Origin of the sequence: Micrococcus sp. KRD128 (assembly GCF_017168395.1) — a bacterium.
Classification (GTDB): domain Bacteria; phylum Actinomycetota; class Actinomycetes; order Actinomycetales; family Micrococcaceae; genus Micrococcus; species Micrococcus luteus.
The window spans coordinates 33,431-56,958 of the sequence record NZ_JABFAX010000016.1 but is presented as its reverse complement, the minus strand read 5'-3'; the positions used below and the strand labels follow the sequence as shown (position 1 = coordinate 56,958).

Annotated in this window: 18 protein-coding genes; 13 read left to right on the top strand and 5 right to left on the bottom strand. The window is 75.3% G+C overall.

Going from position 1 to position 23,528, the window contains the following annotated elements:
* The first annotated feature begins 2 nt into the window (after nucleotides 1-2).
* Nucleotides 3-1,265, top strand: coding sequence for a methionine adenosyltransferase (metK, locus tag J1M44_RS08460; protein WP_081091314.1), 1,263 nt, complete (start codon nucleotides 3-5; stop codon nucleotides 1,263-1,265).
* 61 nt (nucleotides 1,266-1,326) lie between these two features.
* Complete coding sequence (locus J1M44_RS08455; RefSeq protein WP_241252942.1) at nucleotides 1,327-3,441, top strand: primosomal protein N' family DNA-binding protein; 2,115 nt, start codon at nucleotides 1,327-1,329, stop codon at nucleotides 3,439-3,441.
* Between the two features lie 8 nt (nucleotides 3,442-3,449).
* Here the strand turns inward: J1M44_RS08455 and J1M44_RS08450 are convergent, their stop codons facing one another.
* Nucleotides 3,450-4,505 carry an alpha/beta fold hydrolase gene (locus J1M44_RS08450; RefSeq protein WP_144823971.1) on the bottom strand — a complete coding sequence of 352 codons (1,056 nt, stop codon included), beginning with the start codon at nucleotides 4,503-4,505 and terminating at the stop codon, nucleotides 3,450-3,452.
* Nucleotides 4,506-4,797: 292 nt separating this feature from the next.
* Here J1M44_RS08450 and J1M44_RS08445 point away from each other — a divergent pair, with 292 nt between their 5' ends.
* The 6 genes from J1M44_RS08445 (at nucleotide 4,798) to holA (ending at nucleotide 14,423) form a co-directional block, all read left to right on the top strand.
* Entirely contained in the window at nucleotides 4,798-6,123 is a 1,326-nt protein-coding gene (locus J1M44_RS08445) for a YkvI family membrane protein (RefSeq protein WP_144823972.1), read from the top strand.
* Nucleotides 6,124-6,280: 157 nt separating this feature from the next.
* On the top strand, nucleotides 6,281-8,788 hold the full coding sequence (gene leuS / locus J1M44_RS08440) for a leucine--tRNA ligase (RefSeq protein ID WP_041103717.1): 2,508 nt from the start codon (nucleotides 6,281-6,283) through the stop codon (nucleotides 8,786-8,788).
* Between the two features lie 46 nt (nucleotides 8,789-8,834).
* Nucleotides 8,835-9,809, top strand: coding sequence for a DegV family protein (locus tag J1M44_RS08435; protein WP_144823974.1), 975 nt, complete (start codon nucleotides 8,835-8,837; stop codon nucleotides 9,807-9,809).
* Nucleotides 9,810-9,938: 129 nt separating this feature from the next.
* A complete protein-coding gene (locus J1M44_RS08430) occupies nucleotides 9,939-10,796 on the top strand; it encodes a ComEA family DNA-binding protein (RefSeq protein WP_144823975.1) in 858 nt (285 codons plus the stop codon).
* Nucleotides 10,797-10,825: 29 nt separating this feature from the next.
* Nucleotides 10,826-13,393: a ComEC/Rec2 family competence protein gene (locus J1M44_RS08425; RefSeq protein WP_248072857.1), complete on the top strand. Its 2,568-nt coding sequence runs from the start codon at nucleotides 10,826-10,828 to the stop codon at nucleotides 13,391-13,393.
* A 10-nt stretch (nucleotides 13,394-13,403) separates the two neighbouring features.
* Nucleotides 13,404-14,423, top strand: coding sequence for a DNA polymerase III subunit delta (gene holA, locus J1M44_RS08420; protein ID WP_002854701.1), 1,020 nt, complete (start codon nucleotides 13,404-13,406; stop codon nucleotides 14,421-14,423).
* 102 nt (nucleotides 14,424-14,525) lie between these two features.
* Here holA and rpsT read toward each other — a convergent pair whose 3' ends face one another.
* Together rpsT and J1M44_RS08410 are read right to left on the bottom strand one after the other, a co-directional pair.
* The gene (gene rpsT / locus J1M44_RS08415; protein ID WP_002854699.1) at nucleotides 14,526-14,792 is read right to left on the bottom strand and encodes a 30S ribosomal protein S20; all 267 of its coding nucleotides are present in this window, start codon (nucleotides 14,790-14,792) and stop codon (nucleotides 14,526-14,528) included.
* A gap of 195 nt (nucleotides 14,793-14,987) precedes the next feature.
* Nucleotides 14,988-15,650 (bottom strand): type II toxin-antitoxin system PemK/MazF family toxin, encoded by a 663-nt coding sequence (locus tag J1M44_RS08410; RefSeq protein ID WP_144823978.1) that lies wholly within the window; start codon nucleotides 15,648-15,650, stop codon nucleotides 14,988-14,990.
* Between the two features lie 111 nt (nucleotides 15,651-15,761).
* Between J1M44_RS08410 and lepA the strand changes: the two genes are divergently transcribed.
* Entirely contained in the window at nucleotides 15,762-17,621 is a 1,860-nt protein-coding gene (lepA, locus tag J1M44_RS08405) for a translation elongation factor 4 (RefSeq protein ID WP_144823979.1), read from the top strand.
* Entirely contained in the window at nucleotides 17,622-18,902 is a 1,281-nt protein-coding gene (gene hemW / locus J1M44_RS08400; RefSeq protein WP_002854684.1) for a radical SAM family heme chaperone HemW, read from the top strand.
* 15 nt (nucleotides 18,903-18,917) lie between these two features.
* Here hemW and J1M44_RS08395 read toward each other — a convergent pair whose 3' ends face one another.
* Nucleotides 18,918-19,337: a DUF4870 domain-containing protein gene (locus tag J1M44_RS08395; RefSeq protein WP_002854682.1), complete on the bottom strand. Its 420-nt coding sequence runs from the start codon at nucleotides 19,335-19,337 to the stop codon at nucleotides 18,918-18,920.
* Nucleotides 19,338-19,431: 94 nt separating this feature from the next.
* Nucleotides 19,432-20,292: a DUF3097 family protein gene (locus tag J1M44_RS08390; protein ID WP_126859983.1), complete on the bottom strand. Its 861-nt coding sequence runs from the start codon at nucleotides 20,290-20,292 to the stop codon at nucleotides 19,432-19,434.
* 169 nt (nucleotides 20,293-20,461) lie between these two features.
* Between J1M44_RS08390 and hrcA the strand changes: the two genes are divergently transcribed.
* From hrcA to J1M44_RS08375, 3 genes are all read left to right on the top strand, one after another.
* Nucleotides 20,462-21,475 carry a heat-inducible transcriptional repressor HrcA gene (hrcA, locus tag J1M44_RS08385; RefSeq protein ID WP_144823981.1) on the top strand — a complete coding sequence of 338 codons (1,014 nt, stop codon included), beginning with the start codon at nucleotides 20,462-20,464 and terminating at the stop codon, nucleotides 21,473-21,475.
* A gap of 75 nt (nucleotides 21,476-21,550) precedes the next feature.
* Nucleotides 21,551-22,684, top strand: coding sequence for a molecular chaperone DnaJ (gene dnaJ, locus J1M44_RS08380; protein ID WP_144823983.1), 1,134 nt, complete (start codon nucleotides 21,551-21,553; stop codon nucleotides 22,682-22,684).
* Entirely contained in the window at nucleotides 22,681-23,442 is a 762-nt protein-coding gene (locus tag J1M44_RS08375; RefSeq protein ID WP_144823985.1) for a 16S rRNA (uracil(1498)-N(3))-methyltransferase, read from the top strand. Before dnaJ ends, J1M44_RS08375 begins: the two co-directional genes overlap by 4 nt.
* The last annotated feature ends 86 nt before the right edge of the window (nucleotides 23,443-23,528 follow it).

The following is a 23,528-nucleotide window of genomic DNA, read 5'->3' as shown; positions in this document are numbered from 1 at the left end:
GCATGACCGATGCCGCCTCGCTGAGCCCCGCCCGCCACGCCGACCCGTATTCGGGGGTGGGCGGCGGAGAGCTCCGTCTCTTCACATCCGAGTCCGTCACGGCGGGCCACCCCGACAAGATCTGCGACCAGATCTCCGACGCCATCCTGGACGCGATCCTCGCCGCCGACCCGTCGGCGAAGGTGGCCGTGGAGACCCTGACCACCACGGGCCTGGTGCAGGTGGCCGGCGAGGTGAACACCTCGGCGTACGTGGAGATCCCCAAGATCGTGCGCGAGACCATCCTGGACATCGGCTACGACTCCTCGGCCAACGGCTTCGACGGCGCCCAGTGCGGCGTGAACATCTCCATCGGCCAGCAGTCCTCGGACATCTTCGCCGGCGTCTCCCGGTCCCTCGAGGCCCGCGAGTACGGCTCGGCGGACGAGGTGGACGAGCAGGGCGCGGGGGACCAGGGCATCATGTTCGGCTACGCCACGGACGAGACCCCGGCGTACATGCCCATGCCCATCTACCTCGCGCACCGGCTCTCCGAGCGGCTCACCGCGGTGCGCCGGGCGGAGAACACGCCCATGCCGTACCTGCTGCCGGACGGCAAGACGCAGGTCACCATCGGCTATGCGCCCGGCCACGTGCCCACCACGGTCGAGGCCGTGGTGGTCTCCACGCAGCACCACGAGTGGGTCACGCAGGAGCAGCTGCGGGCGGATGTGGAGAAGCACGTGATCCGGCCCGTCATCGAGCGCTCCGGCCTCGACACCTCCGGCATGCGGATCATCATCAACCCGGGCGGCAAGTTCGTCATCGGCGGGCCCGTGGGCGACGCCGGCCTCACCGGTCGCAAGATCATCGTGGACACCTACGGCGGCATGGCCCGGCACGGCGGCGGCGCCTTCTCCGGCAAGGACCCGTCCAAGGTGGACCGCTCCGCCGCCTACATGCTCCGCTGGGTCGCGAAGAACGTGGTGGCCGCCGGCCTCGCCTCGCGCGCCGAGTTCCAGGTGGCCTACGCGATCGGCTCGGCCCGGCCCGTGGGCCTGTACGTGGACACCTTCGGGACGGCCACAGTGCCGGAGGAGAAGATCATCGAGGCCGTGAACGCGGTGTTCGACCTGCGTCCGGCCGCCATCGTGAAGGAGCTGAACCTCCTGCGGCCCATCTACCGACGGACCGCAGCGAACGGCCACTTCGGCCGGGACGACGCCGACTTCACGTGGGAGCGCACGGACCGCGTCGAGCAGCTGCGCGCCGCGGCCGGCCTCTGACCCGGAGGCGGGCATCACGGACGCGCTGTTCGCCCTCCCGGAGCCGGAGGACGCACCCCGGTTGCCGGAGCGTGCCGAGGGGTGGCCGGAGCGGCCGATCGCACGCGTCCTGCTGGACTCGCCCGTGCCGCACCTGGACCGCGAGTTCGACTATCTCGTGCCCGTGGCCCTGGACGCCCGGGCGGTCCCCGGCTCCCGCGTGTCCGTCCGCTTCGGCGGACGGGCCATGACGGGCTGGCTCGTCTCGCGGGAGCAGGAGCCGGCCACCGGCGCCCAGCTCACCGAGCTCACCGGCGTGCTCACCGCCATCCCGCCGCTGACGGAGGAGGTCCTGGCGACCGCTCGCGCGGTGGCCCGCCGCCAGGCCGGTGTCGTCACGGACGTGCTGCGGGCCGCGGTGCCCCCGCGCGTGGCGCAGGTCGAGAAGGCCGCCCTGGCGGAGGACGCGGAGGCCGCGGCGGACCACCCCGTGACGCTGACCGGAACGGACGCCGAGCGTCCGGAGCCTCCCGCGGCGGAGGAGGGCCTCGTGCCCACGGTGTGGGAGTCCCTCGAGGGGGGCACCGCGTTCGTGTCCGCCGTGCTGGCCGGGGACGCCGCGCGGGCGGCCGCCGTCGTGCCCTCGCGCCTGTTCGAATGGGATGAGGCGGGCGCGCTGGCCGCCCTGGCGCGCACGGTGGCCGCCTCGGGCGGCGGCGTCCTGCTGCTGGTGCCCGACCACCGCGACCTCGACCGGCTCTGCGCCGCCCTCGACGAGCACGTGGGCGAGGACGCCTACGCGCGGATCGGCTCCGAGGACGGCAACACGCCCCGGTACCGCGCCCACCTGGCCGCGCTGCGCGGCACCCGGCGCATCGTGGCCGGCACCCGGGCCGCCGTGTGGTCGCCCGTGCGCGACCTGCGGCTGGTGGTGCTCTGGGACGACGGCGACGACGCGTGGGCCGAACCCCGCGCGCCCTACTTCCATGCCCGAGAGGTCGTGCTGGAGCGGGCCCGCGCGACCGGCGCGGCGCTGCTCTTCGCCGGGCCCTCCCGATCGGTCCCGGTGCAACGGCTCGTCGAGTCGGGCTGGCTGCTGCACCTGGGCCCCTCCCGCGCGGCCCAGCGCGAGCTCGGGCCACGGGTCGTCTCCACCGCCGACGCCTGGGAGACGGCGCGCGACCCGTTCGCGCAGCGGGCGCGGCTGCCGCAGGCGGCCTGGGCCGCCGCCCGCGCCGCGCTGCTCGGGCCACGGCCGGGCCCGGTGCTCGTGCAGGTGGCCCGGGCCGGCTTCATCCCCGCCCTGGTGTGCGAGCGGTGCCGCACGCCCGCCCGCTGCCGCGTCTGCGCGGGGCCGCTGGGCTTCCGCGACGTGCGGGCCGCCCGGCACGGGGAGGTGGCGTGCCGGTGGTGCGGCACCCGGGAGCGCGGCTTCCGGTGCACCGAGTGCGGCGGCACGACGCTGTGGGCCGGCGCCCGCGGCGTGGACCGCACGGCCGAGGAGCTGGGCCGGGCGTTCCCGCGCGTGCCCGTGCACGCCTCCTCGGCGCAGCACATGCTCGGCTCGGTGCCGCCCGGGCCCTCCCTGGTGGTGGCGACCGTGGGGGCCGAGCCGATGACGCCCGACGGCTACGCGGCCGCCCTGCTGCTCGACGGGGACAGCCAGCTCCAGCGCGAGGGCCTCGACGTGCCGGGCCGCGTGCTCGCCCGCTGGCTCGCGGCCGCCTGCCTGGTCCGCCCCGCCTCCGACGGGGGCGTCGTGGTGGTCACCGCGGACGCGGGGGAGGCGGTGAACGCGCTCGTCCGACGGGACCCCGACGGCTTCGCCGCGCGCCAGGTCACCGAGCGGCGCGAGCTGCACCTGCCTCCCGCCGGCCGCCTCGCAGAGGTCACGGGGGAGGCCGCCGCCGTCGCGGAGTACCTCGAGCTTGTGGAGGCCGCCCGCCGGGAACGGCCGGACGAGGACGTCCACGAGGATCCGCACTCGGCCCCGCTCGACGGCGGCCCGGCGCGGCTGCCCTGGATCGGGCCGGTGCCGGACCCCGCCGACGAGACCCGCTCCCGCGCCCTGCTGATCTTCCCGTACGCGGCGGCCGAGGCCACCGTCGGCGCCCTGCGCGCCGCCCGGTCCGCGGCGAGCGCCCGGCGCGAGACCGCCCCGGTGCGGGTGCGGCTCGACCCGGCCGGGGTGCTCTGAGGAGCCCGTCAACGGCCGGCGCGGCGGAGCCAGTCGCGGATCAGCGCCGCGCAGGCGGCCGGTCGCTCGTAGTGCAGCAGATGCCCGACGCCGTCGAGGACGTGCAGCTCCGCTGTGCCACCCGCGGCGTCGATCGCCGCGGCGAGCGCCTCCTGTGCCGGCACTGAGCCCAGCGGATCCTCCCGCCCCGCGACCAGCAGCACCGGCAGGCTGAGGCGGGCGGCGACGTCGGCCACGGAGCCCGTGCTCGAGGCGCGGTACGCCTCGGAGAGCATGCGCGCGGAGGCGAAGCCTGAGAAGTGGCACCGGTGCTGGTCATGGGTGTATGCAAGGACATCCCTGTCCCTGGTGCGGGTCATGGCGAGCGTGGTCACCCACACGACCGGCGGCGCGCCCAGCAGCAGCCGCGCCGAGCGCTCGGGCAGGCGGGCGGCGACCTCGTAGTACCCCTCGGCGACGGCCGCCAGCACCCGGCTCGTCACGGACGCGGACGCCTGCAGCGCGGGTTCGGCGATGGGGTTGAGCAGGACCAGCCGTCCCCACCGGGACGGCTCCCGGGCGACCAGCTCGGCCGCCACCGTCGTCCCGTAGGAGTGTGCGACCAGCACGGGGGCGGCCGGCAGCCCCAGGGCGGCGATGACGGCGGCCACCGCGTCCGCGTGATGGGCCACGGTGTGCTCGGCGTGGGGGAAGGGCTCCGAGGCCCCGAAGCCGGGCAGCTCGATCGAGTGGATCGGATGCTCCGGGAGCGCGTCGGCCAGCAGGGCAAGGCCGTGGTGGTCCCCGCGGAAGCCGTGCACGAACACGAGCGGCGCAGTGGCCGCGTCCCTCTTCAGCCCGGAGGGCGATCCCGGGGCGGCCTCCGGAACGGGGGCATACTCCCACACGGCCACGGACGACCGGGTCCCGCTGACGGGATCCGGGACGGTCAGGGTGCGCCGGCGGGGCGTCCGGGCCGGGTGGCCCGTGAGCACGCGGGGATCGGCGGGCGCCGCGGGCGGGCGCAGCAGATCGCGCAGGCGGACGGGCGGGCCCGGGGAGGCGGGCGGCGTCGGGACAGGCACGTCCCCACCCTAGCCAGGCCGGCCTGGAACCTCACCGACGTCACCCACGCCTCCCGCACGCTGCAGATGGACCTGGGCGCGGGGACGGGGTCCGCCGAGATGCTCGGCCTGATCACGGCCGCGGGCGTACCGGCGGGAGGGCGGCCCTGGGGTGGGCCTGAGGCCACGCTGCCCGGAACCCGGCGACGCCTGGTCCTGGCCACGATGGCGCGCGCGTGCCTACCGTACTCCGGCCCGTCCCCGGTCCCGGGGCCCGCACGGGCGCACCCCGTCCCCCACGAAAGGCCCATGCGTGCAGCACCCCGTCGCCCTCAGATCCCTGAAGATCGCCCTCGCCTTCGTCGGCCTGCTCGTCGGCGCCGGCTTCGCCACCGGCGCCGAAGTCATCCAGTACTTCGTGGGCTTCGGCTGGATCGGCATCGTGGGCGCGGGACTGGCCGGCCTGCTCGTCACCGCCGGCGGCGCCGTCATCCTCCAGCTGGGCAGCGTGTTCCTCGCGGCCGACCACAAGGTCGTCTTCCGCAGCGTCTCGCACCCCGTGATGGCCCGGATCCTGGACGTCGTGGTGACGGTGACGCTTTTCGCGATCGGCGTCGTCATGCTCGCCGGGGCGGGCTCGACGCTCGCCCAGCAGTTCGGCTGGCCGACGTGGGCGGGCTCCACCCTGATGACCCTGCTCGTGCTCGTGACGGGCATGCTGGACGTGGAGAAGGTCTCCGCGATCATCTCCCTGATCACGCCCCTGGTGGTCGTCGCGGTCGTGGCCGGGTTCGTCCACGTCCTGGTCACCCGCGACGGCGGCTTCACCGCCCACGAGTCCCTCGCCGTCCAGGCCACCACGCCGGTGGACCCGTGGTGGCTGTCCTCGGTCAACTACTTCGGCCTCGTCGTCGTGATGGCCGTGTCCATGTGCCTCGTGATCGGCGGGTCCATCACCCACCCCCGGGAGGCGTTCCTCGGCGGCCTCACCGGTGGCCTGATGTACACCGCCCTGCTCCTGATGGCCTCCACGCTGCTCTACCTCGGCTACGCCGAGATCGGCCGCGCCGACGTCCCCATGCTGCGGCTGTTCGCCTCGATCGCGCCCTGGCTGGGCTGGGCGATGGTCGTGGTGATCTACCTGATGATCTTCAACACCGCGATCGGCATGTTCTACGCGCTGGGACGCCGCCTCACGGCCGACCGCCCGGGCCGCTACCGGCCCGTGTTCGCCGGCGTCACGCTGCTGGCCTTCGCGGTGAGCTTCGTCGGCTTCGGCGACCTGATGAACGTCGTCTACCCGGCGCTGGGCCACCTGGGGATCGTGCTCGCGCTCGTGCTCCTCGTCTGGTGGCTCACCCACCGCCGGCAGATCTCCGCCGAGTCGGGGCTGCGTCTGCGCCTGCTCGCGCTGCTCCGCCTGCGTGAGCATCCGGAGAAGACCTTCACGGCCCAGCACGCCGTGCAGCTGCAGGAAGCGGTCGGGGACTCCGTGGCGGCCCCGGACGCGGTGACGGAGGCCCTCGAGGACGAGGTCGCCCAGGTGCTCGAGGAGGACGACGCGCTCACCTCCGAAGGGGCGCGCCCCGGTCCCGACGCCGGGCCCGAGCGTCCGGCAGGCGGCAGCCACTCCGCCTGAACGCGCCTGCCCGGCCGGGCACGGCGTCTCGGAGCGGCCCTGCGGCCGGGCCGGGGCGCCGTCGCCGTAGGATGGGGTGGCCGGCCGTGCCGCCGGCCCCGTCCGCGCCGCCCGAGGGCCGGCGCCCCATCCCGACTGCGTGAGGACTCGAACCGCCGTGAGCCAGACCCCCGACAGCGCCGTGCCGGCCACCCCCAGCATCCCCGCCGACGCGGAGTACTCGTTCCGTGACGTGGAGGCCCGCTGGGCCGGGTACTGGGAGCAGGCCGGGACGTTCGCCCCGCGCGAGGACGGCTCCGAGACCCGCACCGTGGTCGACATGTTCCCGTACCCGTCGGGCGACCTGCACATGGGGCACGCCGAGGCGTTCGCGATGGGCGACGTCGTCGCGCGCCACTGGATGCAGCGCGGCTTCGACGTGCTGCATCCCATCGGCTGGGACTCCTTCGGCCTGCCGGCCGAGAACGCCGCCATCAAGCGCGACGCCCACCCGGCCGAGTGGACCTACGCGAACATCGAGACGCAGAAGCGCTCCTTCCAGCGGTACGGCATCGCCGTGGACTGGTCCCGTGAGCTGCACACCTCGGACCCCGAGTACTACCGGTGGACCCAGTGGCTGTTCCAGCAGCTGTACCGCAGGGGCCTGGCGTACCGGAAGGACTCCCCGGTCAACTGGTGCCCCCAGGACCAGACGGTGCTCGCCAACGAGCAGGTCGTGGACGGCCGCTGCGAGCGCTGCGGCACCGAGGTCACCAAGCGGACCCTGAACCAGTGGTACTTCCGCATCACCGAGTACGCGGACGCGCTGCTGGACGACATGGACCAGCTCACCGGCCACTGGCCCGAGCGCGTGCTCGCCATGCAGCGCAACTGGATCGGCCGCTCCGAGGGCGCCCACGTCGACTTCCAGGTCGAGGACGGCCCCGTCGTCACGGTCTTCACCACCCGGCCGGACACGCTGTACGGCGCGACCTTCATGGTGGTCGCCGCCGACGCCCCGCTGGCCGCCGAGCTCGCCGGCGACGACGTGCGGGCCGAACTCGAGGCGTACCGCGAGGACCTGAAGAAGGTCTCGGACATCGACCGCCAGGCCACGGACCGCCCGAAGAGCGGCGTGTTCCTGGGCCGCCACGCCCTGAACCCGCTGACCGGTGAGCGCCTGCCGATCTGGGCCTCGGACTACGTGCTGGCCGACTACGGCACGGGCGCCATCATGGCCGTGCCGGCCCACGACCAGCGGGACCTCGACTTCGCCCGCGCCATGGGCCTGCCCGTGCGCACCGTGCTGGACACCGGCGAGGAGGACCCGGCCGTCTCCGGCGTCGCGACGACCGGTGAGGGCATCCTGGTGAACTCCGGGGAGCTCGACGGCCTGGACAAGACCGCCGCCATCGCGCGGGCCATCGAGATCGTGCAGGAGCGCGGCACCGGCCGAGGCACCACCACGTACCGCCTGCGCGACTGGCTGCTCTCCCGTCAGCGCTTCTGGGGCACCCCGATCCCCGTGGTCCACTGCCCGGACTGCGGCGAGGTCCTCGTGCCGGAGGACCAGCTGCCGGTCACCCTGCCGACCGACCTCAAGGGCGAGCAGCTCGCCCCCAAGGGCCAGTCGCCCCTGGCCGCGGCGACGTCGTGGGTCGAGGTGGACTGCCCGCAGTGCGGCGGCCCCGCGCGACGGGACACCGACACCATGGACACGTTCGTGGACTCGTCCTGGTACATGCTCCGCTACGCGTCCCCGGACGACGACGCCCGCGTCTTCGACCCCGAGGCCCTGCGCCGCTGGCTGCCCGTGGACCAGTACGTGGGCGGCGTGGAGCACGCGATCCTGCACCTGCTGTACGCCCGCTTCTTCACCAAGGCCCTGCACGACCTCGGCCTGGTGCCCTTCACCGAGCCGTTCCGCGCCCTGCTCAACCAGGGCCAGGTGCTCAACGACGGCAAGGCCATGTCCAAGTCGCTGGGCAACGGCGTGGACCTGGGCGACCAGCTGGACCAGTTCGGCGTCGACGCCGTGCGCCTGACCATGGTGTTCGCCTCGCCGCCCGAGGACGACGTGGACTGGGCCGACGTCGCCCCGGGGGCGGCCGGCAAGTTCCTGGCCCGCGCGTGGCGCCTGGCCCGCGACGTCCGCGCGACGGGCACCCCGGCCGGCACGGACCCGGCGGGCGGGGCCGTGGCCCTGCGCCGGGTGACGCACCGGACCGTGCACGAGGCCCAGCAGCTGCTGGACGACGGCAAGTTCAACGTGGTCGTCGCCAAGACGATGGAGCTGGTCAACGCGGCCCGCAAGGAGATCGACGCCGGCGCCGGCGCGGCCGACCCCGCCGTCCGCGAGGCCGCCGAGGCCGTGGCCGTGCTGCTCTCCCTCGTGGCGCCGTACACGGCCGAGGACATGTGGGTCCTCCTGGGCCACGAGCCCTCCGTGGTCCGCGCCGGCTGGCCCGCGGTGGACGAGGCGCTGCTGGTCGAGGACACCGTCACGGCCGTCGTCCAGGTCAAGGGCAAGGTCCGCGACACCCTCGAGGTGCCCGCGGACATCACCGCCGAGGACCTCGAGGCGCGCGCCCGCGCGTCGCAGAAGGTGCGGAACTTCATCGGGGACGCCGAGATCGTCAAGGTGATCGTGCGCGAGCCCAAGCTCGTGAACCTGGTGATCCGCTGACCGCGTGAGACCGGCCCCGACCAGGCCGGGGGAGAGGAGGCAGGCCGTGGCGAGCATCGAGCAGTGGCGCGACGACGCGCTCGTCCGCCTGCGCTCCCGCCGCTCCCAGCTGGCCGGGCGGGCACGCTACGGGCTGCGCCCGCCCCGCCGGGACCGCACGGCCGTCGTCACGGACTCGGCCGCGGCCCTGCCCGGCGCCGTCCTCGGACACGGTCTGGCCGCGGGGATCCGCCAGGTGGCGCTGCCCGTCATGGTGGGCGAGCAGATCCACACGGAGGGCACGGACGAGCTCGCGCTGGAGCTGCCGCTGGCCCTGGCCGCCGGCACCCCGGTGCGCACCTCACGGCCCTCGCCGGGCGCGTTCCGGACGGCCTACGCCGAGCTGGCCCGCGCCGGCTACGCACGCATCCTCTCCGTCCACCTGTCCGGCGAGCTCTCCGGCACCGTGGAGGCCGCGCGCCTGGCCGCCGCGGACGCCGAGCGCCCGGTGACCGTGGTGGACTCGCGCACCGTGGGCTTCGCGCTGGGCATGGCCGTGGTGGACGCCGCCGTGGACGCGGGGGTGGGCATGCCCGTGGCCCGCATCCGCGAGCGGCTCGAGGCCACCGTGGACTCCAGCCATGTGCTGTTCACGGTGCCCAGCCTCGAGCAGCTGCGCCGGGGCGGGCGGATCAGCGGGCTGGCCTCGCTGCTGGGCACGCTGCTGCAGGTGCGCCCCGTCATGGCCGTCGACGACGGCGCGATCGGCCTGGTCGACCGCCCGCGGTCCGCGGCCCGGGCCGTCGACCGGCTCGTGGAGCTCGCGACCGAGCGGGCCGGCGGGGACCCGGTGCGGATCGCCGTGCACGAGTACGGCGACCCCGAGACGGCCGTGCAGCTCGCGGAGCGGCTCCAGCCGGTCTCCACCACCCCCGTGCCCGTCGTCGAGCTGCCCGCCGTGCTCGCCGCGCACCTGGGCCTGGGCGCCCTGGGTGTGGTGATCTGCCCGCTGGAATCGCCCACGGGGGGCTCGGGGGACTGAGGCCGCCCGTGCGGGAGCGCCGAGGAGACGGGCGCGTCCGTTCCTGCACACCGCCCCGGACCGCGGTGGTGATCCCCAGGCCGGGTGCGGGACGCGCCCGACTCGGCGACGGGGACGCAGACTGCCCGCATGAGCCCCAGCCACCGCCTCTGCGACGATCCGCCCGCCTTCGCCCCGGACCCCGCGCCCGCGGCCGTCCCCGACGTCGACACGGCCAGCCCGCACGCCGCGTCCCGGTGGGAGCGCACCCCGCCCCGGGGCCCGGTGCTGCGGTGGCGGCCGGCCCTGCTGGCCGTCACCGTGCTGCTCGTCGCCGCCACGGCCTGGTGGGCGGTGGCCTGGCTGACCACCCCGGCGCCGCCCGCGGCGATCCCGGCGGCCGCGGCCGGTGCGGGCATCCCGCAGACCGACGCGCCCTCCGCCGCCCCGTCGGCGGCGGGCACCGACGCGCGGACGCCGGAGGCGGGGCCGTCGGGGGAGACGTCCGGGTCCGCCGGGCCCACCCCGCTGCGGGTGCACGTGGTGGGCGAGGTCGCCCGGCCGGGTGTGGTCAGCCTCGCGCCGGGCTCCCGGGTGGCCGACGCCGTGCGCGCCGCCGGCGGCCCGACCCGGCACGCCCGGGCGGAGCGCATCAACCTCGCGGCCCCGTTGGACGACGGCCAACAGGTCCTCGTCCCCTCCGCCCACACACCGCAGGACGCCCTGGACCGGGTGGCCGGGGCCGCGCAGGCGCAGCCCACGCCGACCACGGGCAGGGCCGGTGCCACAGGCGAGCCGGGCGGCGCCGAGTCCGGCGACACCGTGGACCTGAACACCGCCGACGCCACGGAGCTGCAGACCCTGCCCGGCGTCGGCCCCGCCACGGCGGAGAAGATCATCGGCCACCGCGAGACGGTCGGCCCGTTCACCGGCCTGCAGGACCTGGACGCGGTGCCCGGCATCGGCCCGGCCACGCTCGACCGGCTGCGTGACCACGTCTCGTGGTGAGCCCGGCCCCGGGTCCGTCCAGCGATCCCGTGGACCGCCGCGCCCGCCGCCGCGAGGTGCCCGGCCCGCTCGACGCCCGGTGGGTGCCCGCCCTGCTCGCCTGCCTGACCCTCGGGATCCTCGGCGTCGGCTGGGACGCCCCGGCCCGCTCGGCGGCGGCCCTCACCGGGTTGGCCGTCGCCGCGGCCGCCGTCCTGGGCGCCGCCCGCTCGACCGGTCGGATACGGGGCGTGGCCACCGCGACGGCGCTGGCCGGCGTGGCCGCGGCCCTGATGCTGCAGCACTCGGCCGGGCCAGCCGCCGCGGCCGAGGGCAGCGGCTGGACCGGCGCGGTGCACGCCGGCTCACCGCTGCGGCTCGAGCTGACCCTGGACGGGCCCGCCACCCGGAGCGAGGCGGCCTTCGGCCCGCGCTGGAGCGTGCCCGTGCGGGTCGAGACGTTCGGAAACCCGCCGCGGGCCACCGAGGCGCCCGTGACCGCTCGGCTCACGGGCGCGGGCCCACCGCCCGAGACGATCGCCGCGCCGTCGGACGGGACGACGGCCCCCGACGGCGGGCCGGGATCGCGGGTGTGCGTCGTGGCCCGGCCGTCGAGGTCCGGTTCCACCGTGTTCCTGGCCGCCGCGTCCGCCCCGCAGCCGGGACCCTGCCCCAGCGGGACGCAGACGGCAGGCGGGGCCACCGGCGGTGACCCGGGCCCCCCGCGGCGGGAGGCGCTGCGCGCCGCGTTCCGTCAGTCCGCGGAGGGCACGGTCGGCGCTGCGCCGGAACTCATCCCGGGGCTGGTGCTGGGCGACCGCTCCGCCCAGGGGGCCGCCCTCGACGACGCCATGAAGGCCTCGGGCCTGTCGCACCTGTCTGCCGTGTCCGGGGCCAACGTGGCCATGATCCTCGGCGCGGTCGCGATCACCCTGCGCTGCGCGCGGGTGCACCGGGCGGTGGTCCTCAGCGCCGGGCTGGCGGTCCTCGGGGTGTTCGTGGTCGTGGTGGGGCCGGAGCCGTCCGTGCTCCGGGCGGCCGTGATGGGCGCTCTCGGCGCCCTCGCGGTGTTCTTCGGCCGCGCGAGGGAGGCGTTCGGACTCCTGACGGTGGGCGGCACGGCCCTGCTCGTCGCGGTGCCGGCCCTCGCCGTGGAACCGGCCTTCCACCTCTCCCTGGCGGCGACCGCGGGCATCGTCCTGGGCGGCGCGCCCCTCGACCGTGCGCTGCACGCCGGGCTCGGCCGGGTGCTGCCCGACGTCGTGGCGCGGTGGCTCTCGGCGTCGCTCGCGGTGACCGTGGCCGCCCACCTGGCCTGCCAGCCGATCATCCTGGCCATGACGGGCGAGGTGTCGGCCTACGCGGTGCCGGCCAATCTGCTGGCCGCCCCGGCCGTGCCGCCCGTGACCGTCCTGGGCACCCTCGCCGCGGCCCTCGCCCTGCCCGCGCCGGGGATCGCCGCCGCCCTCGTGGCCGTGATCCAGTGGCCCGCGGCCTGGATCGGGTGGGTCGCCCACACCAGCGCCTCGCTGCCCGGGGCGCTGCGTCCGTGGCCGGCCGGGGCCCTCGGCGCCGGGCTGGGCGTCCTGCTGGTGGCCGCGACGCTCCTCGGATTCGCCGCCGTGCTCCTGCTCGAACGACGCCGGGCCGCCCCGGTGCGGCGTGTCGGCCGCAGCGCGCCGCGGACCCGCGAGCGCCTCCCCGCCCTGGTCGTGCTCGCCGCCGCGCTGGCCGCGGCCACCACGGGGGCGGTCGGGGCGGTCCTCGTGCCGCGGGCCTCGGGCGCGGCCCCGCCGGACTGGGCCGTGGCGTTCTGCGACGTCGGCCAGGGGGACATGGCCGTGTTCCGGTCCGGCCCGCGCGCGGGGGTCGTCGTCGACGTCGGGCCCGAGCCGGGGCTCGCTCGTCGCTGCCTCGACGACCTCGAGGTCGACCGGGTGGACGCCGTGCTGCTCACCCACCTGCACGCCGACCACGCCGGGGGGCTGGCCGGCGTGGTGGACCGCGCCGCCCCCGGGGCGGTGCACTACGCGACCCGGGATGCACCGGCCCAGGGCAGGGGAGACCGCGGCGGGGAGGCGGAGGGCGTCGACCCGCCCGCCGACGCGGCACGGCTCCGCACCGGCGCGATGGGCACGGCCGGTCCGGTGCGGTGGCACGTGCTGCTCGCCGACGCGCGGGCCCCCGAGGAGAACGACGCCTCCGCCCAGGTGCTGGTCACCGTCGAGAGCGAGGCCGGTCCGGTCACGACGCTGATCACCGGCGACATGGAGGAGGACGCCTCCGCGGCATGGGTCGCGGGGCGCCGGTCCGATGCCGCCGCACCGCCGCGCGTGGACGTGCTCAAGGTCGCCCACCACGGCGCGCGCAACGGTGGAACGGCCGTGCCGCGCGCCGTCGGCGCCCGCCTGCACGTGGTCTCCGTGGGCGCCGACAACCCGTACGGACACCCCCACCGGGCCACGGTGGACGCGCTCGGCCGCCTCGGGCCGGTGGCCCGCACGGACCTGCACGGCACGCTGGCCCTCACGGCCGCGGACGGCCCCGACCCCGACGGCGCGCCCGAGATCACGGCCCACACCGTCCGCCCGCCCTCGAGCGTCCGCACCGGACCCTAGGATGGGACGCATGTCCGCCGCCCGCAGCCCCCGTTCCGGCCGAGCCGGCCGCACCGACCCGCTGGCCTGGCGGCGAGCCGAGCCCGCCCCGCTCATGCTCCTCAAGGGACCCGAGGACCATGCCGCCCGCTGGGTGACGGACCGCGTGACCCAGGCTCTGCGCGAGCGACACGGCCAGCTGGAGATCCACCGGCTCCGCGCGGGGGAGTACCAGCCCGGCCAGCTGGCCACCGCGGCCAGCCCGTCCCTCTTCGCCGAGCCCACCCTCATCACGGTCGAGGGCCTCGAGGCCATGAACGACGCGTTCCTCGAGGACGCCCTGCGTCTCGTCCAGCAGGGCCCGGGCGCGGAGGACGTCACGCTCGTGCTGCGCCACACCGGCGGCACCCGCGGCAAGAAGCTGCTGGACGCCGTCGCCCAGGCCGGCACGGTGGTCGAGTGCGTGCCGCTGAAGAAGGACGAGGAGCGGCTGGCCTTCGTGCAGGCCGAGTTCCGCGACCGGCGTCGGCGCATCGACGAGGAGGCGGCCCGCGCGCTCATCCGCGCCACCGGCGCCTCGCTCACGGAGCTCGCGGCCGCGTGCGCCCAGCTCGTCGACGACACCGAGGGCGTCGTCACCGTCGAGACCGTGGACACGTACTACAGCGGCCGCGTGGAGGCCACGAGCTTCGCGGTGGCCGACGCGGCGCTCGAGGGGCAGGCGGCGAGGGCCGTCTCCCTCGTGCGGCACGCGATGGCCACCGGCGTCCACCCGGTGATGATCACCGCGGCGCTCGCCCTCAAGGCGCGGCAGGTGGCGCGGATGATCGACGCCCGCCGGCCCGCCGCCGAGCTGCCGTCCCTGCTCGGGGTGGCCCCGTTCCAGGTGCGCTACATCCAGCAGGCGGCGCGGCACTGGACGGCGGCCGGCATCGCGCAGGCCGTGGAGTGGATCGCCCAGGCCGACGCCGAGGCCAAGGGCGCCTCCCGCAACCCGGAGTTCGCCGTCGAGCGCGCGGTCATCCGCGTGGCCACCGCCGTCAGCCGCTGACGGCGCCGCCGGACGGCACGCGACGGGGGCAGCCCGGACACGACGCGGCCCCCGCACCGATCGCTCGGGGCGGGGGCCGCGGTCACAGCCGGGGCGCGTGGATCAGCCGAGGAGGGCCTTCACGCGGGCGGCGATGCCGGACTTGCGGTTCGCGGCCTGGTTCTTGTGGATGACGCCCTTCGAAGCGGCCTTGTCCAGCTTGCGGGAGGCGGTGCGCAGCGCGGCGGCGGCGGCCTCGGCCTCGCCGGCGGCGACGGCCTTGTCCACGGCGCGGATGGCGGTCTTCAGCTCGGACTTCACCGCGACGTTGCGCTGGCGCGCCTTCTCGTTGGTGAGGATGCGCTTCTTCTGGGACTTGATGTTAGCCAAATCGGGTCCTTCGTCGTCGGCGGCGCGGACGAGGGTCCGGGCGCCGCATGAACAGGGGGTCGTGGAGGGTGCCCGGATCCGTGGACTGAGCGGCGTGGGGAACACCGATGATGACCCGTTCCGGGGGTGCCCGTCGACCGGCGGACACAATGCGGACGATCCTACCACCCAGACCCTGCGATCCGCGCGGCGGACTCAGCGCCCCCGCCGCCGGGCGCGGGCCAGCGCGGCCGTGACCCCGTCGAACGCCGCCCGGTCCAGGACGCCGCCCTCCCGGCGCACCGCGGCCGGATCCACGCGGACCACCCGGTCCAGCTTCGCCTCCGAGGCGCGGCCGGACCGGTCCCAGGCGCCCGAGCCCACGTCGACGTAGTCCTCGTCCCGGGCCAGCGCGTTGTTCCGGTCCCGGCTGGTCAGCATGAGTCCGAGCAGGTGCGCCCCGTCCCGGCCGATCAGGAGCACGGGGCGGTCCTTGCCCCGGCCGTCCATCTCCTCGTACGGCACCCAGGTCCACACGACCTCGCCCGGCCCGGCCGTCGGCCCGGGCACGGGCGCGTACTCGACGCGGACGGGCCCGGTGAAGTCCGGCAGGGACACGTGGCGGCCGGCGTCCTGTCGCCGGGGCCGGCGCTCCTGCCCGGGCCCGGGCATCGGCCACGAGTCGGTGGGCTCCGTGGGGTCCCACGCGGGCCCGGCAGGCCCGGGCGGGCCCGGGAAGGGCGACGGGCCGCTCCGGTCGCCGGCCCGTCGACCTTCCTCGGAGGCGGCCCGACGCGGCCGGGCGTCGCCGCGGAGGGCGCCGATCAGGCGTGCCGTCCGGCGGCCGAGGGACAGGGCGCGATGCAGGTCGAAGGCCATGGGCGTGAATCTAGTGGACGCGCGGGCCCGGCGTCCGGGTCGGGTCGGCGGCGGGACATGAGAGACTAGGCGGTCAGAGTCCCGTCCCCGTCACCCGTAGAGGAAGTGCCCGTGTCGCCCCTGGCGTCGAACCCCCCGGTGCCCGCTGCCACCGACCCCTCGGTGATCCGCAACTTCTGCATCATCGCCCACATCGACCACGGCAAGTCCACGCTGGCGGACCGCATGCTGCAGTCCACCGGCGTCGTGCAGCCCCGCGACATGAAGGCCCAGTACCTGGACCGCATGGACATCGAGCGTGAGCGCGGCATCACCATCAAGTCCCAGGCCGTGCGCATGCCCTGGTCCGTGGACGGGGTGGACCACGCCCTGAACATGATCGACACCCCCGGGCACGTGGACTTCACCTACGAGGTCTCCCGCTCGCTGGCCGCGTGCGAGGGGGCGATCCTGCTGGTGGACGCCGCCCAGGGAATCGAGGCCCAGACCCTGGCGAACCTCTACCTCGCCATGGAGCACGAGCTGGAGATCATCCCCGTGCTCAACAAGATCGACCTGCCCGCCGCGGATCCGGACCGCTACGCGGCCGAGCTGGCCTCCCTGATCGGCTGCGAGCCCGAAAACGTGCTGCGCGTGTCCGGCAAGACGGGCGTCGGCGTCGAGGAGCTGCTGGACCGCGTGGTCCGCGCCGTCCCCAGCCCGGAGGGCGACGCGGACGCCCCGGCCCGCGCGATGATCTTCGACTCCGTGTACGACACCTACCGGGGCGTCGTCACGTACGTGCGCGTCGTGGACGGCCGGCTCTCCCCGCGGGAGAAGGTCCGCATGATGTCCACGGGCACCACCTACGAGCTCCTCGAGATCGGCGTCTCCTCCCCGGAGCCCGTGCCCACGAAGGGCCTGGCCGCGGGCGAGGTGGGCTACCTCATCACCGGCGTGAAGGACGTGCGGCAGTCCAAGGTGGGCGACACGGTCACCAACCACGCCCACCCGGCCGAGCAGTCCCTGGGTGGCTACGAGGACCCCAAGCCCATGGTGTTCTCAGGCCTCTACCCCATCGACGGCTCGGACTATCCCGTGCTGCGTGACGCCCTGGACAAGCTCAAGCTCAACGACGCCGCGCTCGTCTACGAGCCCGAGACCTCGGTCGCGCTGGGCTTCGGCTTCCGCGTCGGCTTCCTCGGTCTGCTGCATCTGGAGATCGTGCGCGAGCGCCTCGAGCGCGAGTTCGACCTCGACCTCATCTCCACCGCGCCCAACGTGGTCTACGAGGTCACCCGGGAGGACCGTGAGGTCGTCACCGTGACCAACCCCTCCGAGTTCCCCGAGGGCAAGATCCTCGAGGTGCGCGAGCCCATGGCCTCGGCCACGATCATCGTGCCGGCCGAGTTCATCGGCGCCGTCATGGAGCTGTGCCAGGCCAAGCGCGGCAACCTCAAGGGCATGGACTACCTCTCCGAGGAACGGGTGGAGATCCGCTACTGGATCCCGCTGGCCGAGATCGTGTTCGACTTCTTCGACCAGCTCAAGTCCCGCACCAAGGGGTACGCCTCGCTGGACTGGAAGGCCGACGGCGACCAGGCGGCCGACCTCGTCAAGGTGGACATCCTGCTCCAGGGCGAACAGGTGGACGCGTTCTCCTCCATCACCCACAAGGACAACGCCTATGCGTACGGCGTGATGATGACGGGCAAGCTCAAGGAGCTGATCCCGCGCCAGCAGTACGAGGTGCCGATCCAGGCCGCCATCGGCTCGCGCATCATCGCCCGCGAGAACATCCGCGCGATCCGCAAGGACGTGCTCTCCAAGTGCTACGGCGGCGACATCTCCCGCAAGCGCAAGCTGCTCGAGAAGCAGAAGGAGGGCAAGAAGCGCATGAAGATGGTCGGCCGGGTCGAGGTCCCGCAGGAGGCCTTCATCGCCGCCCTGTCCTCGGACGGCGCCGGCGCCGACCAGGCGGCGAAGAAGTAAGTGCCCGCCCTGCCCCTCGGCGAGCCCGTCCCCGACGACGGCCGGCTGCCGGCCGACGTCGGGCAGCGGGTGCGCGCGGCCGCCGGCGACGGCGCGGCGCGCACCTTCAGCCTGTACGTCCACGTGCCGTTCTGCACCGTGCGCTGCGGCTACTGCGACTTCAACACGTACACGGCCGTCGACCTCGGCCCCGGCGCGGGTCGTGGCGACTACTGGGAGTCGGCGGTCACGGAGCTGGACTTCGCCGCGGACGTGCTCGCGTCCTCGGACGTGCCCGCCCGCCCGCTGCACACGGTGTTCTTCGGCGGCGGCACGCCCACGCTCCTGCCGGCCGCGGACCTCGTGCGCATCCTCCAGGCGGCGGTGGACCGGTTCGGGATCGCGCCCGGCGCGGAGGTCACCACCGAGGCCAACCCGGACACCATCACCCCGGAGTACGCCCGTGAGCTCGCGGCCGGCGGCTTCACCCGCCTCTCCCTGGGCATGCAGTCCGCGGTGCCGCACGTGCTCGCCACGCTCGAGCGCACCCATCGGCCCGAGTCCGTCCCCGCCGCCGTCGCCGCGGCCCGGGAGGCCGGCCTGGAGGTGTCCCTGGACCTGATCTACGGGACCGCGGGAGAGTCCCTCGCCGACTGGCGGGCCACGCTCGAGGCCGCCGTCGCCCTGGCCCCGGACCACGTGAGCGCGTACTCGCTGATCGTGGAGGAGGGCACCAAGCTCGGGGCCCAGGTGGCCCGCGGCGAGGTGGCGGACGTGGACCCCGACGACCAGGCGGACAAGTACCTGCTCGCCGAGGAGCTGCTCAGCGCCGCCGGCTACCGCTGGTACGAGGTGTCCAACTGGGCGCGGGACCCGCAGGGGTCCGGGGTCCACCGCGCGCGGCACAACGTGGCGTACTGGGAGGACCAGGACTGGTGGGGGATCGGCCCGGGCGCGCACTCGCACCTCGCCGGCGTCCGGTTCTGGAACGCCAAGCACCCCGCCGCCTACGCGCAGCGGCTGGCCACGGGGGTCACCCCCGCCGTGGGCCGCGAGCGGCCCGACGCCGACGCGCGGCGACTCGAGCGCATCATGCTCGCGGTGCGCACGGTGGACGGGCTCCCGACCGCGGAGCTCGTCTCGGAGACGCCGGGGGAGGCCGCACGGATCCGCGGGGCGATCGCCGAACTCATCGCCGCGGGCCTGCTGGACGGGCGTGCCGCCGTCAACGGCAGCATCGTCCCGACGCTCGAGGGGCGGCTGCGCAACGACGCGATCGTCCGGGCTCTGGCCGGCTTCTGACCGGCCGGCCCCGGGTCAGCGCAGGATGCGCAGGTTGAACGGGTACCGGAACGGACGGCCCTTGGACACGTGCGAGGCGCCCATCACGCCGTAGACCGCCATGGCGGCCCACGTGAGCGCGCCGAGGATCGCGAAGATCGGGCCGACCACCGGCAGCAGGGACAGGAAGAAGAACAGGAGCGTGATGAGCGTGGGCGGCCCGGAGAAGTTCAGGGCCTCCCGCGACTCCTGCGAGGTGAACGGGCCGCGGTCGCGGTAGAGCAGCCACACGACCAGGGGGCCGAGCACGCCGAACGCCAAACTGAGGTGGGCCAGCGCCGCGCGGTCACGGTCCTGCTTCGCCGTGAGCGGGGCGCCGCGGCCGCCGGCCGAGACGAGCCAGGCGGGCGGGCCGTGGCCGGTGCGGCCGGCGTCGGGCTGCGCGCGGGTGTTCACGAGGGGCTCCTCCTGGATCGCGGGACCCGCGCGCCGGGGACCGGGCGCAGGGCATGGGCCAGCATAGCGCGGGCGGGCGGTGGCCGCGCCGAGATCAGTGCTCGGGTGCGGCGGTGAGGAAGTCGATGAGCTCCTCCACGCGGCCCAGCAGGGACGGCTCGAGGTCCGCGTACGTGGTGACGTGGGAGAGCAGCCGCTTCCACCCCAGCCCCGTGGCCTCCTTGCTCCCGTGCGGCCAGCCCAGTCCCCGCAGGATCCCCGTCTTCCAGTCCTGCCCCTTCGGCACGACGGGCCACGCGGGGATGCCGAGGACGGAGGGCTTGATGACCTGCCAGACGTCCACGTAGGGGTGGCCGAGGATGAGCACGTTGCCCGCGGCCCCTGGCACGCGCATGGCCTCGGCCGCGAGGCGCTCCTCCTTGGACCCGGTGACGAGGTGGTCCACGAGGATCCCGAGCCGGCGCCGCGGGCCGGGGGCGAACGTGCGGATCGCCCCGGCGAGGTCGTCCACCCCGTGCAGGGGCTCCACGACGATGCCCTCGAGACGCAGATCCTCGCCCCACACCTTCTCCACCAGCTCGGCGTCGTGCACGCCCTCCACCCAGATGCGTGAGGCGCGGGCGGTGCGGGCGCGCGCCCCCTCGACCCGTCGCGAGCCGGAGGCGGTGCGGGCCGGCGCCGCCGGGGCCGCGGCGGCCGGGGGGACCAGGGTCACGGGCTCGCCGTCGATCCAGAAGCCGCCGCCGAGGGGGAAGCCGCGGCGCACGCCGCGGCGGTCCTCCAGGACCACCACGTGCACGCCGCCGGAGCGCTCGATGCCGATCACGGCCCCGGTGAACCCGGAGGCCACGTCCTCGACCACCGTGCCGGGGGCGGCGGGCACATCGGGGACGGTCCGGGTGGGGCGGCGCGTCAGGTCGTCGTGGCCCGCGGGGCCCCAGCTGCTCCAGTCCATGGGAGATCACGGTAGCAACGGGGCGGGCGATCACCGTGAGCGAAGCCGTGCGGACCGGTCGGGCCGTCCCCCGGGTCGGACGGTAGCATTGGCACTTGACCCGCCGGAGTGCCAGTCAGGGGCACCTCCGGGGTCGCCCCGGATCCCGACGGACCAGAGGAGGACCGAGATGTCGGAGCAGCCCCGCCGCCTGCAGGTGCTCCAGGCGATCGTGGAGGACTACGTGGCGCTGCGCGAGCCCGTGGGCTCCAAGGCGCTCGTGGAACGGCACGCCCTGGGCGTGTCCTCCGCGACCGTGCGCAACGACATGGCTGCGCTCGAGGAGGAGGGCCTCATCGTGGCCCCGCACACCTCCGCCGGGCGCGTCCCCACGGACAAGGGCTACCGCGTGTTCGTCGACCGCCTCTCCGAGGTGAAGCCGCTGTCCCCGGCGGAGCGCCGGGCCGTGCGGACCCTGCTGGACCCGGAGACGGACACCGAGCACATGATGGAGTCCACGGTGCGCCTCCTGGCCCAGCTGACCCAGCAGGTCGCCGTCGCGCAGTTCCCCCACGAGGACGGCTCCACGATCCGCCACCTCGAACTGGTCTCCCTCACGCCCACGCGGGTGCTCGTGGTCCTCATCCTGTCCACGGGACGGGTGGACCAGCGGCACGCCGTGCTGGACCGGCCGGTCGACGAGGCGGAGCTGTCCGTGCTCCGCGGCCTCCTGCTGGACGCCCTGCTGGGGCTCGGTCCGGTGTCGGCGGCCACCGTGGTGGACGACGTCGTCACCCGGGTCCGCCCGGAGCACCGGCAGTCCGCCGCCCTCGTGGCCGCGGCCGTCCACGACCTGCTCGAGGCCGGCCGGCAGGACCGCATCGTCCTGGCCGGCACCGCCAACCTGGCCCGCTCCCCGGGGGACTTCGGCGCGTCCATCGGGCCGATCCTGGAGGCGCTCGAGGAGCAGGTGGTGCTGCTGCGCCTGCTCACGGAGATGGAGCAGGACGCCCACGGGGTGTCCGTGCGGATCGGGTCCGAGAACGCCGGATCGCTCGCGGACACCTCGGTGGTCGCGGCCGCCTACGGCCCCGGCGCCGTGGCGAAGGTCGGCGTCATCGGCCCGACCCGGATGGACTATCCGGGCACCATGGCCGCCGTCCGGGCGATCGCCCGCTATCTCTCCCGCATCCTGACCACCTGACGCGCCTCCGCGTGTCCCGGCGGGCCCCGTCCCGCATCGCCCCACGTCCCGCTCTCCCCGAGAGGAATCCCCACCGTGACCGACCACTACGAGACGCTCGGCGTCAGCCGTGACGCCAGCACTGAGGAGATCCGCCGCGCCTACCGCAAGCTCGCGCGCACCCACCACCCGGACGTCAACCCCGACCCGGAGGCGGCCGAGCAGTTCAAGCGCATCTCCCACGCCTACGAGGTGCTCTCGGACGAGGGCCGGCGCCGGGCCTACGACACGACGGGCAATGAGAACGGCCAGGCCGGCTTCCCGGGCGGCTTCGGCGGGGCGGGCGGCTTCGGGGGCTTCGCCGACATCTTCGAGACCTTCATGAACGCCGCCGGCCAGGGCGGCCGCGGCGGCCCCGCCAGCCGCGCCCGCCGCGGCCAGGACGCCCTGGTGACCGCGCGGATCGACCTGCGCGACGCCGTCTTCGGCGGCGAGCAGACGATCGAGCTGGACACGGCCGTGCGCTGCGAGCGGTGCGAGGGCTCATGCTGCGAGCCCGGCACCCAGCCGGAGACCTGCCAGACCTGCCACGGCCACGGCATGATCCAGCGCCCCGTGCGGTCGCTGCTGGGCACCGTCATGGCCACCGAGGCCTGCCCCGCCTGCCAGGGGTTCGGCACCGTCATCCCGACGCCCTGCCACGAGTGCGACGGGCAGGGCCGCGTCCGCACCCGGACGCCGCTGACCCTGCGCATCCCCGCGGGCGTGGACGACGGCACCCGCATCCACCTCGCCGGCCGCGGCGAGGCCGGCCCGGGCGGCGGCCCGAACGGCGACCTCTACGTGGAGATCGCGGTCCGCCCGGACGAGACCTTCCGCCGCGAGGGCGACCACCTGGCCACCACCGTGACCGTCCCCATGGCCGCCGCGGCCCTGGGGACCACCGTCACGCTGGACACCCTGGACGGCAAGCAGTCCGTCAGCCTGGACCCGGGCGTGCAGTCCGGTCACGTCGAGGTCCTCCACGGCCTGGGCGTCGGCCGCCTGCGCGGGCAGGGCCGTGGTGACCTCAAGGTGGACGTGGTGGTCACCACGCCCACCGACCTGGACGACGAGCAGCGCCAGCTCCTGGAGCGCCTGGCCGAGGTGCGCGGCGAGGAGGTCGTGCACGGCGCACCCCAGGCCAGGGGCATGTTCGCCCGGCTGCGGGAGAACCTGAGGAACCTGTGACCGCCCCCCTGTTCCACCTCGAGCCGGGGGCCCTGGCCGGCGCGAGCGCCGGCGTGGAGGTCGTCTTCGGTGGCCCCGAGGCCCGCCACGCCGCCGCGGCCATGCGCCTGGCCCCCGGGGAGGCCGTGATCCTGGCCGACGGGTCGGGCACGCTCGGCCACGGCACCGTGCTCGCGGCCGCCCCGGACGGGGTGTCCGTGCGGCTGGACGCGGTGGCGGAGGAGCCGGCACCCACCCCGGCGCTCGTGCTCGTCCAGGCCCTCGCCAAGGGCGATCGGGACCTCATGGCGGTCCAGGCCGCCGTCGAGCTCGGCGTGGACGCCGTGGTGCCCTGGGAGGCCGAGCGCTCGATCGTCCGCTGGAAGGGCCCCAAGGCCGCCAAGGCCCGCCAGAAGTGGGCGGACACGGCCCGCGCGGCCGCCAAGCAGGCGCGTCGCGCCCGGGTGCCCGCGGTCCGGGACCACGTCTCCGGGACGGCGGTCGCCGGGCTGGTCCGGGACGACGACGGCGGCCGGCTCGTCCTCGTGCTGCACGAGGACGCGGAGCGCGGGGTGTCCGCGGTGCCGACGGAACGACTCTCCGCGGCCGCCGAGATCGCCGTCGTCGTGGGCCCCGAGGGCGGGATCGGCCCGGCCGAGCTCGAGGCCTGCGTGGCCGCGGGGGCCGTGCCGGTGCGGCTCGGCCCGCACGTGCTGCGCGCCTCCACGGCCGGCCCCGCCGCCCTCGCCGTGCTCCAGCACCGGCTCGGCCGCTGGTGAGCCCCGGCAGGACCGCGCACCGACGCCTAGACTGGATTCGATGTCCCGCCCCCGCGACCCCGAGGTGATCCGCCCCATCGTGACCG

Coding starts and splice junctions, on each gene's coding strand:
- holA (WP_002854701.1), top strand. CDS start 13,404: ATGTCCGCCGCCCGCAGCCCCCGTTCCGGCCGAGCCGGCCGCACCGAC.
- hrcA (WP_144823981.1), top strand. CDS start 20,462: ATGTCGGAGCAGCCCCGCCGCCTGCAGGTGCTCCAGGCGATCGTGGAG.
- J1M44_RS08410 (WP_144823978.1), bottom strand. CDS start 15,650: ATGGCCTTCGACCTGCATCGCGCCCTGTCCCTCGGCCGCCGGACGGCA.
- J1M44_RS08430 (WP_144823975.1), top strand. CDS start 9,939: ATGAGCCCCAGCCACCGCCTCTGCGACGATCCGCCCGCCTTCGCCCCG.
- J1M44_RS08390 (WP_126859983.1), bottom strand. CDS start 20,292: ATGGACTGGAGCAGCTGGGGCCCCGCGGGCCACGACGACCTGACGCGC.
- metK (WP_081091314.1), top strand. CDS start 3: ATGACCGATGCCGCCTCGCTGAGCCCCGCCCGCCACGCCGACCCGTAT.